Here is a 14,608-nt window from a genome sequence, read left to right on the forward strand (position 1 = left end):
TCCGCGCAGGCCAGGCCCCTTTCGCTCACGCCGGCGACAGCCAGACCACCCCGCCCGCGGGCAGCCGCAACGCCGCCGAGGCCGGCTGGCCGTCCATCGGGACGCCGTCCGCCGTCACCGCGCCGTTGACCACGCCCGATCCGCCGTAGTCCGGCAGGTCGGTGTTCAGCACCTCCTGCCAGCGGCCCGCGCGCGGCAGGCCCAGCCGGTAGTCGTGGTGCGCCACGCCCGCGAAGTTGACCACGCACACCAGTTCCGAGCCGTCCGCGCCGTGCCGCCGGAACGCGATCACGTTGTTCGCGGCGTCGTCGGCGCGGAGCCACGAGAACCCCTCCGGCGTCCCGTCGAGCGTGTGCAGGGCGGGTTCGCGCCGGTAGACCTCGTTGAGGTCGGCGACCATCCGCTGGACGCCGCGGTGGTAGTTCATGCCGCCGTGCTCGGCGAGCAGCCACCAGGCCAGCGAGTCGTCGGCGTCCCACTCCCACGGCTGGCCGAACTCGCCGCCCATGAACAGCAGCTTCTTGCCGGGGTGCGACCACTGGTAGGCGAGCAGGGCGCGGACGCCCGCGGCCTTGCGGTGGTCGTCGCCGGGCATGCGCTGCCACAGCGAGCCCTTGCCGTGCACCACCTCGTCGTGGGACAGCGGCAGGAGGTAGCGCTCACTCCACGCGTACTCGATCGAGTGGGTGATCCCGCCGTGGTGGTGGACGCGCTCGATGGGATCGACGCCCAGGTAGCGCAGGGTGTCGTGCATCCAGCCCATGTTCCACTTGAAGTCGAACTTCAGGCCGTCCTCGCTGGTCACCCCGGGCCAGGTGGTGGACTCCTCGGCGAACACCAGGACGCCCGGCGGCACGGTCTCGTTCAGCTCGCGCAGGAACGCCACGGCCTCCAGGTTCTCCCGCCCGCCGTGCTCGTTGGGCAGCCACTCGCCGGGCGGCCGGGAGTAGTCGAGGTAGAGCATCGAGGCGACGGCGTCGACGCGCAGCCCGTCCAGGTGGAACTCGGTCAGCCAGTAGAGGGCCGACGAGACCAGGAAGTTGCGCACCTCGGGCCGGCCCAGGTCGAACACGAGCGTGCCCCAGTCGGGGTGTTCGCCCCGGCGCGGGTCGGGGTGCTCGTAGAGCGGCGCGCCGTCGAAGCGGGCCAGCGCCCACGCGTCGCGGGGGAAGTGGGCCGGCACCCAGTCGAGGATGACGCCGATGCCGAGGGAGTGCAGGTGGTCGACCAGGAACCGGAAGTCGTCCGGCGTGCCGAACCGGGACGTCGGCGCGTAGTAGGAGGTGGCCTGGTAGCCCCAGGACCCGCCGAACGGGTGCTCGGTGGCGGGCAGCAGCTCCACGTGGGTGAAGCCCATCTCCTGCGCGTAGTCGCCCAGCTCGACGGCGAGGTCCTGGTAAGAGAGGCCGACGCGCCACGAGCCGAGGTGCACCTCGTAGATGCTGATCGGCGCCCGCTGCCAGTCGGTGGCGTCGCGGCGGGCGAGCCAGTCGCCGTCGCGCCACCGGTGGGTCGAGGTCGTGACGACGGACGCCGTGGCGGGCGGGACCTCGGTCGCGAACGCCAGCGGGTCGGCGTGCTCGTGCCAGTTCCCGTCCGCGCCGAGGACGCGGAACTTGTAGCGGCACCCCGGCCGGACGCCGGGGACGAACAGCTCCCAGACGCCCGCGCCGAGGTGGCGCATGGGGGTGCCGCGGCCGGCCCACGCGTCGAAGTCGCCGGCGACGCGGACGCCGCGGGCGTTGGGCGCCCAGACGGCGAAGGCGACGCCGCGGTCGCGCGGGTGCGCGCCGAGCACGTCCCACAGGCGGGGGTGCCTGCCTCGAGCGATGAGGTCGAGGTCGGCGGGTGACACGGTCGGCTGACACGCGTACGGGTCCTCGACCACGCGGAGTTCGTAGTCGCGCTCGACTTCGAACCGGTAGGCCGTGACCCGACCGGGGACGGTGCCCGCGAACAGCCCGTGGCCCAGGTCGGCGAGGTCGTGCCGCACGCCGTCGGCGACGACCGCGACGGCGTGCGCGCCGGGCTGCACGGTGCGGACGACGGTGTCCGGTCCGGCCGGGTGCGCGCCGAGCACGGCGTGCGGGTCGCGGTGGTCACCGACCAGCAGGCGGTCGAGCTCGTCGCGGGCCGGCAGCACGGCGGTCATGACGCCGTCCCGAGGATGCGGGTGATCGCGCCGAGCGGGATGCCGACCCAGTCCGGCCGGTGGGCCCGCTCGTAGGCGACCTCGTAGACGGCCTTGTCCAGCTCGAAGGCGTGCAGCAGCACGGGCTGGTCGCGCGGGTCGGCGAGGACCTCGGCGTAACCCGCGCAGAACGCGTCGCGCATCCGCTGCGCCCAGGCGGTGTCGGACGCGCCGCCGTGGTGCGCCGCGTAGTCGAAGGAGCGCAGCATGGTGGCGACGTCCTGCAACGGGTGGCGGGCCGCGTTGCGCTCGGCGAGCGGCCGGCCGGGCTCGCCCTCGAAGTCGATCAACGTCCACCGGCCGCCCGCGCGCAGCGCCTGCCCCAGGTGCAGGTCGCCGTGGACGCGTTGCAGCGTGAACGGGCCGCGGGCGTCGCGGAGGCGGTCGTACGCGGCGCGCAGGGCCGGTCCGTGCGGCGCGAGCTCGGGGATGCCGTCGGCCAGGGCGGCGAACCGCCGGCGCAGCCGGTCGGCGGTGTCGGACAGGTCGTTGACGGCGATGTTGCGCGGCCCGAACGCGCAGGCGAGCGCGGTGTGCACGGTGGCGAGGGCGCGGCCGAGCGCGGTGGCCTCGTCGCCGAACGCGGCGCGGTCGGTGGTGGCGAGGGTCCAGCCGTCCTGGGCGTCGGGCAGGAACTCCTGCAGGATGCCGAGGGCGGCCGGGACGCCGTCGACGCGGGTGGTGATCGTGCCGAGCATCCGGGCGACGTGCCGCGCGCCGACGGAGTGCAGGGCGCGGTGGAGCTCCACGTCCGGGTGCGCGCCGGGCAGGACGCGGCGGAACAGCTTGAGGATGTACCGGTCGCCGAAGATCAGCGACGTGTTGCTCTGCTCGACGCCGACGACGCGGGCGGGCAGGTCGAACGCGATCCGCGCGCCGGGTTCGGGTTCGAACACCGGCCCGTCGACGGCGCCGTGGAGGCGCCCGAGGAGCCGGGACATCAGCTCGCCGTCGTGGGTGGCGGCGTAGACGACGCCGTCGGGGGTGTCGAGGATGGCGGCGTCGGCGAGGGCCGCGGGCAACGACGCGCGCCTGCCGAGTAGGAGCTGGTAGCGCTCGCCGTCGACGGAGACGAGGACGTGGAGGAGCGTCGGGTCGCCGTCGAGGAGGGTGGTGACGCGGTCGACGTGCACCAGGTCCGGGGTCCGGTCCTTGGCGGCGTACCAGCGCTGCCGGGGCAGCCAGCGGGTGAGCGCGTCGGTCAGGGTGTCCACCGCGGTCGTCATGACACACCGCCTTCGAGTCGGAACCAGTAGTAGCCGTGGCCGGGGAGGGTGAGCTGGTAGCGCTCGCCCGAGATCGCGGGGAACCGCACGCCGCCGGTCAGCTCGACCGGGACGGCGCCGTCGAGGCCGGGGAGCTTGACGTCGACGGGCTGCGGGTGGCGGGAGAAGTTGAAGACGCACAACAACGTCTCGTCCCCGTGCCGGCGCAGGTACGCGAAGGTGGCGGTGTTCGACACGTCGGCTTCGGCGAACGTGCCGAGGCCGAACGCCGGGTGCTCGCGGCGGACGGCGAGCATGCCGCGGGTCCAGTTGAGCAGGGACGCCTCGACGGGGAACTGCGCCTCGACGTTGACGGCCTGGTAGCCGTAGACCTTGTCGCTGACGACCGGCAGGCACAGCCGGCCGGGGTCGGCGGTGGAGAACCCGGCGTTGCGGTCGGGCGTCCACTGCATCGGGGTGCGCACGCCGTCGCGGTCGGGCAGCCAGATGTTGTCGCCCATGCCGATCTCGTCGCCGTAGTAGAGGACGGGGGAGCCGGGCATGGACAGCAGGATGGCGGTGAGGAGCTCGTGCCGGGCGCGGTCGTTGCCGAGCAGGGGCGCGAGGCGGCGCCTGATGCCGACGTTGGCCTTCATGCGCGGTTCCGGCGCGTACTGCTCGTACATGTACTCGCGTTCTTCGTCGGACACCATCTCGAGCGTCAGCTCGTCGTGGTTGCGCAGGAAGATGCCCCACTGCGCGTTGTCCGGGATGTCGGGGGTGCGGGCCAGGATCTCGGACACCGGCAGCGCCGACTCCTTGCGCAGGGCCATGAACAGGCGCGGCATGAGCGGGAAGTGGAACGCCATGTGGCACTCGTCGCCGCCCACGTCCGGGTCGCCGAAGTAGTGGGCCACGTCGGCGGGCCACTGGTTGGCCTCGGCGAGCAGGACCCGGCCGGGGTACTCGTCGTCGACGACCTTGCGCACGAACTTGAGGAAGTCGTGCGTCTCGGGCAGGTTCTCGTTGTTCGTGCCGTCGCGTTCGAACAGGTACGGCACGGCGTCGAGGCGGAACCCGTCGATGCCGAGGTCGAGCCAGAACCGCAGCACGTCGATCATGGCGCTGCGCACGGCCGGGTTGTCGTAGTTCAGGTCGGGCTGGTGGGAGAAGAACCGGTGCCAGTAGAACTGGCCGCGCTCGGGGTCCCAGGTCCAGTTGGACTTCTCGGTGTCGACGAAGATGATCCGCGTCTCGTCGTAGCGCTGGTCGGTGTCGCTCCACACGTAGAAGTCGCCGAACGGGCCGTCGGGGTCGCGCCGCGACTCCTGGAACCACGGGTGCGCCGAGGAGGTGTGGTTCATGACGAGGTCGGTGATGACCTTCATGCCGCGCCGGTGCGCCGAGTCGAGCAGGCGCACGAAGTCGGCGAGGTCGCCGAACTCGGGCCGCACGGCGCGGAAGTCGCTGATGTCGTAGCCGCCGTCGTTCATCGGCGAGGCGTAGAACGGCGGCAGCCAGAGGCAGTCCACGCCGAGCCACTCCAGGTAGTCCAGCTTGGACTCCAGGCCCGCCAGGTCGCCGATGCCGTCGCCGTTGGCGTCGGCGAACGCGCTGACCAGCACTTCGTAGAAGACCGCGCGCTTGAACCAGTCCGCGGTGCCGGGGTCGTCTGACAGGGACATGGGTGTCACGCTCCTTCGCTGCGACGTGCGGGGTGACCGACGTCGACGATGTGGGCCACGGCGACCGCGGGGTCGAGCCGGACGTAGTTCTCGCGGCCCCAGCGCCAGGTCTGGCCGCTGACCTCGTCGTGGGCGGTGAACTGCTCGTCCAGGCCGAGGGCGGCGAGGTCGAGCCGCAACGTGCCCTCCTGGGGCCGGTGCGGGTCGAGGGTCACGACGCACACGACGGTGTCGCCGGTGGCCGGGTCGGTCTTCGAGTAGGCGATCAGGGCGTCGTTGTCGACGTCGTGGAAGCGCAGCTCGCGCAGCTGCCGCAACGCCGGGTGGGCGCGGCGCAGCTCGTTGAGCCTGGTCAGCCACGGTTCGAGGGAACGTCCCTCCCTGAGGGCGCCCTCGAAGTCGCGGGGCCGCAGCTCGTACTTCTCCGAGTCGAGGAACTCCTCGCCGCCTTCGCGCAGCGGCTCGTGCTCGTGCAGCTCGAAGCCGGAGTAGACGCCCCACGTCGGGGCGAGGGTCGCGGCCAGGGTCGCGCGCAGCGCGGACATCGCGGGCAGACCGAGTTGAAGGCTCGTCGGCAGGATGTCCGGCGTGGTCACGAACAGGTTGGGGCGGGCCTCGTGGCCGTGGGCGGCGATCTCCGTGCCGAACTCGGTCAGCTCGGCCTTCGTGTCGCGCCAGGTGAAGTAGGTGTAGCTCTGGTCGAAGCCCAGGCGGGCGAGCCCGTACAGCCTCGCCGGCCGGGTGAACGCCTCGGCGAGGAACAGCACGTCCGGGTGGTCGTGCTTGACCTTCCAGATCAGCCAGTGCCAGAAGTCCGGCGGCTTGGTGTGCGGGTTGTCGACCCGGAAGATCCGCACCCCGTACCCGACCCAGTGCAGGACGATCCGCAGGATCTCCGCGCGCAACCCCTCGGGGTCGTTGTCGAAGTTCAGCGGGTAGATGTCCTGGTACTTCTTGGGCGGGTTCTCGGCGTAGGCGATGGTGCCGTCGGCCAGGGTGGTGAACCACTCGGGGTGCTCGGCGACCCACGGGTGGTCCGGCGCGCACTGGAGGGCCAGGTCCAGCGCGATCTCCAGCCCCAGCTCGTGCGCCCGGTCCGCGAACGCCTTGAAGTCGACCAGCGTGCCCAGCTCGGGGTGGACGGCGTCGTGGCCGCCGTCGCGCGAGCCGATCGCCCACGGCGAGCCGACGTCGCCGGGCTCGGCGGTGAGGGAGTTGTTGCGGCCCTTGCGGTTGACCTCGCCGATCGGGTGGATCGGCGGCAGGTACACCACGTCGAACTTCATCCGGGCGACGCGTTCGAGCGCGTCGGCGGCGGTGGCGAGGGTGCCGTGCACGGGCTTGCCGTCCGCGTCCCACCCCCCGGTGGAGCGGGGGAAGAACTCGTACCAGGAGCCGAACACGGCGCGGGTGCGGTCCACCCACAGCTGGTGGGTGTCGCCGCGGCTGACCAGGTCGCGCACCGGGCGTTCCCGCATGCCCCGCGCCACGTCGTCGGCCAGCGCGGCGGCGACGCGCCGGCCGGGCGGCAGCGACGGGTCCGCCAGCGCGCGGGCCGCCTCCAGCAGCGCGGTGCGCTCCTCTCGGGGCCGTTTCAGCAGGGTCGCCCGTCGCAGCAGGGCGACCCCGGCGGCCAGGTCGTTCGCCAGCTCCTCCGGGCCCTGCCCGGCGTCGAGCTTGGCCCGCACCGCGTGCGCCCACGTGGCCCACGGGTCCGACCAGGCGTCCACGCGGAACGTCCACGCGCCGGGCACGTCCGGGGCTATCGCGGCCGCCCAGCGGTCGGCGCCGGGGTCGACCAGGTCCATCCGGGTGTGCCGCGCCTGCCGGTCGCCGGGACCGCGCCAGACGACGGTCGCGCCCGCGGCGTCGTGCCCTTCTCGCCAGATCGCCGCGGTCACCGGGACGTGCTCTCCCACGACTGCTTTCGCGGGATAACGTCCTGCGGCGACCACCGGCGTCACATCTTCGACATAGATTCGGCCGGACATTGCTGCCGTCCTTTCTCGGTGGATCAAACAAAAGGATGCCGCACCGGGAGAACGGCGCCGGGCACTGCTCGATCGGTTCGGAAAGTTCGTGACCAGCGACAATGACGGGTCGGGGCGGCGAGATGACGAAGTATGCGGGCGCCGTCCGGCCGCGGTTTCGCGTTAACTTCCGGGCGCACTGCACGGAGTGACGCCGCAGGCCACCGCGTTCCTTGTTGTCACGGGGTCGCGCTGGTCAACTTGCCCTCGGCAGGCGAATTCACCGCAGCCTGTCGACACCAGCCACGGAGAAACGATGACGAAGAAGATTCTGATCGTCCTCTCGGAATACGGTTACTGGGGCGAGGAACTGCTCGGCCCGGTCGCCACGTTCGACGAGCAGGGCTACCAGTCGGTCTTCGCGACGCCCACGGGCGCGCGGGCCCGAGCCCTGCCGCCGAGCCTCGACCCCGGCTACATCGACCCGCCCCTGGGCCGGTCGGTGACCACGCCGGAGGTCGCGGTGGCGGCCAAGGAGCTGGACGAGTCGTCCCGGCTCGACAACCCCATCAGCCTCGCCGAGTGGATCCCCGAGCGCCCGTACTTCAGCGAGTCGGACTTCCTGCGCAAGATCGAGGCCTACAACCGCGAGCTGGGCAACCTCGACGACGACATCAAGCAGTTCGACGCGATGGTGATCGTCGGCGGCTCGGGCCCGATCGTGGACCTGGCCAACAACGAGCGCCTGCACGAGCTGATCCTCGCGTTCCTGCGCGCCGACAAGCCCATCGTCGGCGAGTGCTACGGCGTCGCGCCGCTGGCGTTCGCCCGCGACTGGGAGGACCGCAAGTCGATCATCTGGGGCAAGCACGTCACGGGCCACTGCAAGGAGTACGACTACAAGGACGGCACCGGCTTCATCGGCGTCGACTTCAACATGGGCCCGCCGCCGTACCCGCTGGAGTACATCCTGCGCGACGCGACCGGCCCCGACGGCGCCTACCACGGCAACGTCGGCAAGGAAGTCTCGGTGATCGTGGACTACCCGTTCATCACCGCCCGCTCCACGCCGGACTCGTTCCCGGCCGGCGAAAAGCTCGTCGAAGTCCTCGAATCGGGTCTGCGCCGATTCGGTTGGTGATCCGCTAGCCCATACGAACCGGGAAGGAAATCGGTCATGACCGCAAGGCCGGGAAAGGTAGCCATCTTCGAGCAGTTCGTCGCCGATGGCTTTACCCGGATGTTCGGGAATCCGGGAACCGTGGAAGAGGGTTTCCTGGACATCCTGGAGGGCGTGCCGGGATTCGAGTACGTGCTGGCGTTGCAGGAGACCGTCGCCATCGCGATGGCCGACGGCTACGCCAGGGCCACGGCGGGCCCCGCACTGGTCCAGCTGCACACCGGGGTGGGGCTCGGCAACGGCGTCGGCATGCTGTACCAGGCCATGCGCGGTCATTCACCGCTGGTGGTCATCGCGGGCGAGGCCGGGGTGCGGTACGACGCGATGGACTCGCAGATGGCCACCGACCTCGTCGCCATGGCGAAGCCGGTGACCAAGTGGGCCACCCGCGTCACCCACCCGTCGTCGCTGCTGCGCACGCTGCGCCGCGCCGTGAAGACCGCCATGACCGCCCCGCGCGGCCCGGTCTTCGTGGCGCTGCCGATGGACGTGCTCGACGCGGAGAACACCGAACCCGTGCGTCCCAGCACGATCCCCAGCCAGGCGGTCGTCCCTGTCCCGAGTGATCTGGACAGGGCGACCGCCGCGCTGACCGGCGCGTACCACCCCTTGATCCTCATGGGTGACGGCGTGTCGGTGTCCGGCGCGCAGGAGGAGCTGACCCGCGTCGCGGAGCTGCTCGACGCGCCGGTGTGGGGCCTGGACTCGTCCGAGCTGAACATGGACAACACGCACCCGCTGTGGCAGGGGCAGCTGGGGCACATGTTCGGCGCCAACAGCGAGCGGCAGGTCGCCGACGCGGACGCGGTGCTGATCGTCGGCACGTACGTGTTCCCCGAGGTGTTCCCCAGCCTGCACAACCCGTTCCGGGCCGACGCCAAGATCGTCCACGTCGACCTGGACACCTACGAGATCGCCAAGAACCACCCGGTGGACGTGGCCCTGGCCGCGGACCCGAAGCACACCCTGGCGGCCCTGGCCGAACGGCTCTTCGCCGCCGGCCGCAGGCCCACGGCCCGCTCCTCCGCCGTCTGGCGCAGGCCGCGGCCGGAGCACAACGCGCCGATGATGGAGCTGTTCGCGGCGGAGCTCGCCGAGCAGGGCGGCAGCGACCTCGTCATCTTCGACGAGGCCCTCACCGCCTCGCCCGGCCTGACGAAGTACCTGCCGCCGCGGGTGGCGGGCAACTACTTCTCCACCCGCGGCGGGTCGCTCGGCATCGGCATCCCCGGCGCCATCGGCGCGAAGATGGCGCGGCCGGACGCCGAGGTCATCGGCTTCACCGGCGACGGCGGCAGCATGTACACCATCCAGGCGCTGTGGACGGCGGCCCGGGAAGGCGTCAACGCCAAGTTCGTCATCTGCAACAACCACCGCTACGAGCTGCTGGACCTCAACATCGAGCAGTACTGGCGGGAACGCGGCATCGACCGGCACGAGTACCCGTCCGGGTTCGACCTGGGCCGGCCGGAGATCGGGTTCGTGGAGCTGGCCCGCGCCCTCGGCGTGGACGGCATGCGGGTGGAGAAGCCGAGCCAGGTGGCGGGCGCGGTGCGCCGCATGCTCACCGCCACCGGTCCGTTCCTGATCGACCTGGTCACCAAGTAGCGGGGGAACGATGCCTACTCTCCCGCGTCGCGAGAACGGCCAGCTGTCCGGCCGCACCATCGCGATCCTGATGGAGACCGACTACGTCGAGCCGGAGATCGCCTACTACGAGCGGAGGTTCGCCGAGGAGGGCGCCACGATCGAGTACCTGACCCGGCTGTGGGGTCAGGAGTCGATCACCTTCACCGGTCACGAGTACCAGGTGCCGATGACGGTCGACGGCGACCTGGAGGCGGTGGACGACGCCAAGCTGCGCACGTACGACGCGATCATCGTGCCCTCGGGCATGGTGTCGGACCGGCTGCGCTACAGCGAGGACGTCAACGCCAAGGCGCCCGCGGTGCGGCTGCTGGAACGCGCGTTCGCCACGCCGGGCGTGCTCAAGGGGATCATCTGCCACGGCATGTGGCTCGTGGCGCCGATCCCTGAGGTGGTGGCCGGTCGCCGGGTCACCTGCCACAACAACCTGATCGGGGACGTCCGCAACATGGGCGCCGTCTACACCGACCAGGACGTGGTGGTGGACGGCGACCTCGTCACCGGCCGCAGCGCCGACGCCGCCCACCTGTTCGCGCGCACCCTGATCGACCTCATCGCGGCCCGCACTCCGGTGGGCAGCATGCGCAGCAGGCAACGGATGCTCAGGGGGATCGGCATGACCCCCTCCCCGCGCCACGCCGCCGAGGACAGGGCCTAGCGCGGACGACAGTCCTTGTGCTGGAACGACGCCCACCCGACCACCGCGAGGTCGCGCCGGTCGTCCGAGGCTCCTTCCCGTCGATCACGTCCGTCGATCGGCAGGGGAGGAGCCTCGGACGACCGACTTCCAGGCGACCGAGCCCGCCGTCCGCGAGGCGGCGGCACTTGACCACAGATGGGACGACCGATGGTCGCTGACAACAACGTGGACTTCGTGTTCTCCGACCTGGTCGCCGGGTACGTCGTCGGGTACGACCCCACCCGCGGCGCGCTCGACCTGCGCACCAGCGACGGCCGCCCGGTGCGGGCGAAGGTCACCCGTGACACCTACGCGGAGATGATCCGCAACCTCGGCGAGCAGCCCGTCTCGGTGACGGAGCCGATGATCGACCTGCTCCGGCCGGGACGGCACGTGTTCGTGTACGGGCTGTTCTACCCCGAGCGGGGCGACACGACGTTCGACGCGAAGCGGGTCGTGCTGGTCGGGCCGGGGGACGCCTACCGGTTCGAGGAGACCGACTGGTGGCCGCGGCAGCTCGCCGAGCTGGCCAAGTTCTACCGGCACGCCCAGTTCGGCTCGAAGAACCCGGTGGACTTCGCCGACTACCGCACCATCCTGCGGCTGGGCGGCGACAAGGCCGACGACCACGTGCAGGAGACCGACACGGTCTCCCGGCTCGTGTACGGCATGGCCAGCGCCTACATGCTCACCGGCGACGAGGACTTCCTCGGCGTCGCCGAGCGCGGCACCGAGTACCTGCGGGACAACATGCGGTTCGTGGACCGCGACGAGAACGTCGTCTACTGGTACCACGGCATCGACGTGCGCGACGGCATCCAGTCGCGCTGCTTCGCGTCGGAGTTCAGCGACGACTCGCAGTCCATCCCCGCCTACGAGCAGATCTACGCCCTGGTGGGGCCGACGCAGACGTACCGGATCACCGGCGACCCGCGCATCGCGTCCGACATCGACGGCACGCTGCGGCTGTTCGAGCGGTTCTTCAAGGACCCGGTGCGCGGCGGCTACTACTCGCACATCGACCCGATCCTGCTCAGCCCGCACCACGAGTCGCTCGGGCCGAACCGGTCGCGCAAGAACTGGAACTCGATCGGCGACCACGCGCCCGCGTACCTGATCAACCTGTACCTGGCCACCGGCGAGGAGCGGCACGCGCGGATGCTGGAGGAGACGTTCGACCTGATCGTCGACCACTTCCCGGACGCCACGAGCCCGTTCGTGCAGGAGCGGTTCCACGGCGACTGGTCGCCCGACCGCTCCCACGGCTGGCAGCAGGACCGCGCGGTCGTCGGCCACAACATGAAGATCGCGTGGAACCTGACCCGGATGAACTCGATCAAGTCGAAGGAGTCGTACTCGGTGCTGGCCGACCGGATCGCCCGGTCGCTGCCCGCGTTCGGCGCCGACCGGCAGCGCGGCGGCTGGTACGACGTGGTGCAGCGGGTGCTGGGCGTCGGCCAGGACCGGCACCGGCTGGTGTGGCACGACCGCAAGGCGTGGTGGCAGCAGGAGCAGGCCATCCTGGCGTACCTGATCCTCGCCGGCACCACCGGCGACCAGGAGTTCCTGAAGCACGGCCGCGAGGCTCAGGCGTTCTACAACGCGTTCTTCCTCGACCACGACGAGGGCGGCGTGTACTTCAACGTCCTCGCCGACGGCCACCCGTACCTGCTGGGCACCGAGCGGCTGAAGGGCAGCCACTCGATGTCCATGTACCACGCGGCGGAGCTGGCGTTCCTGGCCACCGTGTACGGCCGGCTGCTGCTCGGCGGCGGACCGCTGTCGCTGTGGTTCAAGCCGCGCGCCGACGGGTTCAAGGACCGCGTGCTGCGGGTCGCGCCGGACGCGCTGCCGCCGGGGTCCGCCCGCCTGGAGTGGGTCGAGGTCGACGGTCGGCCGTACGCCGACTTCGACCCGGTCGCGATGACGGTGAACCTGCCCGACTCCGACCACGACCTGACCGTGCGGGCCCACCTGGCGCCCGCCGAGGGGTGAGCGGTGACCGCCGACCTCTCGACCCGCTGGGTCGCCGGCTTCGAGGTGCGCGCCGGGCGGCAGCTGCCGTTCGGCGCGACCCCCGTCCCCGGCGGCGTGAACTTCGCCGTGTCGTCCAACCACGCCACCGCGGTCACGCTGGTGCTGTTCCGCCGCGGTGACGCGGAGGTGCTGGCCGAGCTGCCGTTCCCGGAGGACTTCCGGGTCGGCGGCGCGTGGGCGATGACGGTGCTCGGCGTCGACGCCGACGACGTCGACTACGGCTACCGCGTGGACGGGCCGTTCGACCCGGCCGCCGGGCACCGGTTCGACCCCACCGTGGTGATCGCCGACCCGTACGCCAAGGCGCTGGCGGGCGCGGAGGAGTGGGGCGTGCGGCCGGTCCGGTACGCGCAGACCGCGTGGCGCTCGCGCGTGGTGCGGGACGAGTTCGACTGGCAGGACGACCGGCGGCCCGGCATCGCGCACGAGGACCTGGTCGTCTACGAGGCGCACGTGCGCGGCTTCACCCGGCACCCGAACTCCGGTGTCGAGAACCCGGGCACGTACGCGGGCCTGGTGGAGAAGATCCCGTACCTCAAGCGGTTGGGCGTGAACTGCGTCGAGCTGATGCCGGTGTTCGAGTTCGACGAGTTCACGAACTCGCGGCACGACCCGGACACCGACACGTGGTGGTACAACTACTGGGGCTACAGCACGGTGGGCTTCTTCGCGCCCAAGGCGTCCTTCGCCGCCGGACCGTCCCCTGTGGACGAGCTGAAGACCCTCGTGCGGGAACTGCACCGGGCGGGCATCGAGGTCGTCCTCGACGTGGTGTTCAACCACACCGCCGAGGGCAACGAGTGGGGTCCGACGATCTCGTTCCGCGGCCTGGACAACCGCACGTTCTACATGCTCACCCCGGACGGCGAGTACCACAACTTCAGCGGCACCGGGAACACGGTCAACTGCAACGACCCCGTGGTGCGCGGGTTCGTGCTGGACTGCCTGCGGTACTGGGCGTCGGAGTTCCACGTCGACGGCTTCCGGTTCGACCTGGCCGCCATCCTGTCCCGCGGGCCGGACGGCGCGGTGCTCGCGAACCCGCCGCTGGTGGAGGCGCTGGCCAACGACCCGGTGCTGCGCGACTGCAAGCTGATCGCCGAGGCGTGGGACGCGGCGGGCCTCTACCAGGTCGGCACGTTCCCCGGCTACCGGCGGTTCGCCGAGTGGAACGGTCGCTACCGCGACGCGCTGCGCCGGTTCATCAAGGGCGACGACGACGTGGTGGGGGAGATGGCCACCCGGTTCGTCGGCTCGCCCGACCTGTACGGCGACCGCGAGCCCGCCGCGTCGGTCAACTTCGTCACCTCGCACGACGGGTTCACGCTCGCCGACCTGGTGGCGTACAACGAGAAGCACAACGAGGCCAACGGCGAGGACGGCCGCGACGGCGACCCCGGCAACCACTCGTGGAACAGCGGTGTCGAAGGGCCCACCGACGACCCCGAGGTGCTGGCGCTGCGGGAGCGCCAGGTGCGCAACGCGCTGCTGCTCCTGCTCACCAGCCAGGGCGTGCCGATGCTGCTCGCGGGCGACGAGGTCGGCCGCACCCAGCACGGCAACAACAACGCCTACTGCCACGACAGCGAGCTGTCGTGGTTCGACTGGGACCTGGTGCGGCGCAACGAGGAGCTGTTCGAGTTCACCCGCAGGGTGATCGCGTTCCGCGCCGCCCACCCGGCGCTGCGCCGGCGCGGGCACCTGGCCGGCGGCCGGGACGTCACGTGGCACGGGACGACGCCCGGAGAACCCGACTGGTCGACGGTCAGCAGGCTGCTGGCCGCCTCGGTGAGCTTCGGCGACGACCGGGTGTACGTGGCGGCGAACGCGCACTGGGAGGGCGTGGAGCTGGCGTTGCCGGAGGGCGTCGAGTGGCGCCTGTTCGCCGACACGGGCGCGGGCGTGGTGCACGAACCGGGGCAGGAACCGCCGTTGGCCGACCGGTCGCGGCTGTGGGCGGGACCGCGGTCGGTGGTGGTGCTGACCTCCCGTCCGACGCTACAGGAGTGAGGGA

9 protein-coding genes are annotated in these 14,608 nt (G+C 71.2%); 5 read left to right on the top strand and 4 right to left on the bottom strand.

All coding sequences use genetic code 11. The features are described from left to right. Positions 1–25 precede the first annotated feature (25 nt). The 4 genes from glgB to ACRAKH_RS16305 are packed head-to-tail and all read right to left on the bottom strand — an operon-like array spanning position 26 to position 7,072. Positions 26–2,152: a 1,4-alpha-glucan branching protein GlgB gene (glgB, locus tag ACRAKH_RS16290; protein ID WP_380721876.1), complete on the bottom strand. Its 2,127-nt coding sequence runs from the start codon at positions 2,150–2,152 to the stop codon at positions 26–28. Beyond that, on the bottom strand, positions 2,149–3,417 hold the full coding sequence (locus ACRAKH_RS16295) for a maltokinase N-terminal cap-like domain-containing protein (RefSeq protein WP_447009919.1): 1,269 nt from the start codon (positions 3,415–3,417) through the stop codon (positions 2,149–2,151). Before ACRAKH_RS16295 ends, glgB begins: the two co-directional genes overlap by 4 nt. Continuing rightward, positions 3,414–5,081: a maltose alpha-D-glucosyltransferase gene (gene treS, locus ACRAKH_RS16300; RefSeq protein WP_380721880.1), complete on the bottom strand. Its 1,668-nt coding sequence runs from the start codon at positions 5,079–5,081 to the stop codon at positions 3,414–3,416. The genes ACRAKH_RS16295 and treS overlap by 4 nt, the downstream gene beginning before the upstream one ends. Before the next feature lie 5 nt (positions 5,082–5,086). Continuing rightward, positions 5,087–7,072 (bottom strand): maltotransferase domain-containing protein, encoded by a 1,986-nt coding sequence (locus tag ACRAKH_RS16305; RefSeq protein WP_447009920.1) that lies wholly within the window; start codon positions 7,070–7,072, stop codon positions 5,087–5,089. Between the two features lie 295 nt (positions 7,073–7,367). On the opposite strand from ACRAKH_RS16305, the gene ACRAKH_RS16310 reads away from it, so the two are divergent. The 5 genes from ACRAKH_RS16310 (at position 7,368) to glgX (ending at position 14,604) form a co-directional block, all read left to right on the top strand. Further along, entirely contained in the window at positions 7,368–8,192 is an 825-nt protein-coding gene (locus tag ACRAKH_RS16310) for a type 1 glutamine amidotransferase domain-containing protein (protein WP_380721884.1), read from the top strand. Positions 8,193–8,228: 36 nt separating this feature from the next. Then, the gene (locus ACRAKH_RS16315; RefSeq protein WP_380721886.1) at positions 8,229–9,839 is read left to right on the top strand and encodes a thiamine pyrophosphate-binding protein; all 1,611 of its coding nucleotides are present in this window, start codon (positions 8,229–8,231) and stop codon (positions 9,837–9,839) included. A 10-nt stretch (positions 9,840–9,849) separates the two neighbouring features. Continuing rightward, complete coding sequence (locus ACRAKH_RS16320; RefSeq protein ID WP_380721888.1) at positions 9,850–10,536, top strand: DJ-1/PfpI family protein; 687 nt, start codon at positions 9,850–9,852, stop codon at positions 10,534–10,536. A gap of 189 nt (positions 10,537–10,725) precedes the next feature. Beyond that, positions 10,726–12,552 carry an AGE family epimerase/isomerase gene (locus ACRAKH_RS16325; protein ID WP_380721890.1) on the top strand — a complete coding sequence of 609 codons (1,827 nt, stop codon included), beginning with the start codon at positions 10,726–10,728 and terminating at the stop codon, positions 12,550–12,552. A 3-nt stretch (positions 12,553–12,555) separates the two neighbouring features. Then, positions 12,556–14,604 carry a glycogen debranching protein GlgX gene (gene glgX, locus ACRAKH_RS16330; protein ID WP_380721892.1) on the top strand — a complete coding sequence of 683 codons (2,049 nt, stop codon included), beginning with the start codon at positions 12,556–12,558 and terminating at the stop codon, positions 14,602–14,604. Positions 14,605–14,608 lie beyond the last annotated feature (4 nt).

It is taken from the genome of Saccharothrix hoggarensis (assembly GCF_052936025.1).

Excerpts from the sequence above, each read along its gene's own strand:
- glgB (WP_380721876.1), bottom strand. The coding sequence starts at position 2,152 with ATGACCGCCGTGCTGCCGGCCCGCGACGAGCTCGACCGCCTGCTGGTC.
- ACRAKH_RS16295 (WP_447009919.1), bottom strand. The coding sequence starts at position 3,417 with ATGACGACCGCGGTGGACACCCTGACCGACGCGCTCACCCGCTGGCTG.
- treS (WP_380721880.1), bottom strand. The coding sequence starts at position 5,081 with ATGTCCCTGTCAGACGACCCCGGCACCGCGGACTGGTTCAAGCGCGCG.
- ACRAKH_RS16305 (WP_447009920.1), bottom strand. The coding sequence starts at position 7,072 with ATGTCCGGCCGAATCTATGTCGAAGATGTGACGCCGGTGGTCGCCGCA.
- ACRAKH_RS16310 (WP_380721884.1), top strand. The coding sequence starts at position 7,368 with ATGACGAAGAAGATTCTGATCGTCCTCTCGGAATACGGTTACTGGGGC.
- ACRAKH_RS16315 (WP_380721886.1), top strand. The coding sequence starts at position 8,229 with ATGACCGCAAGGCCGGGAAAGGTAGCCATCTTCGAGCAGTTCGTCGCC.
- ACRAKH_RS16320 (WP_380721888.1), top strand. The coding sequence starts at position 9,850 with ATGCCTACTCTCCCGCGTCGCGAGAACGGCCAGCTGTCCGGCCGCACC.
- ACRAKH_RS16325 (WP_380721890.1), top strand. The coding sequence starts at position 10,726 with ATGGTCGCTGACAACAACGTGGACTTCGTGTTCTCCGACCTGGTCGCC.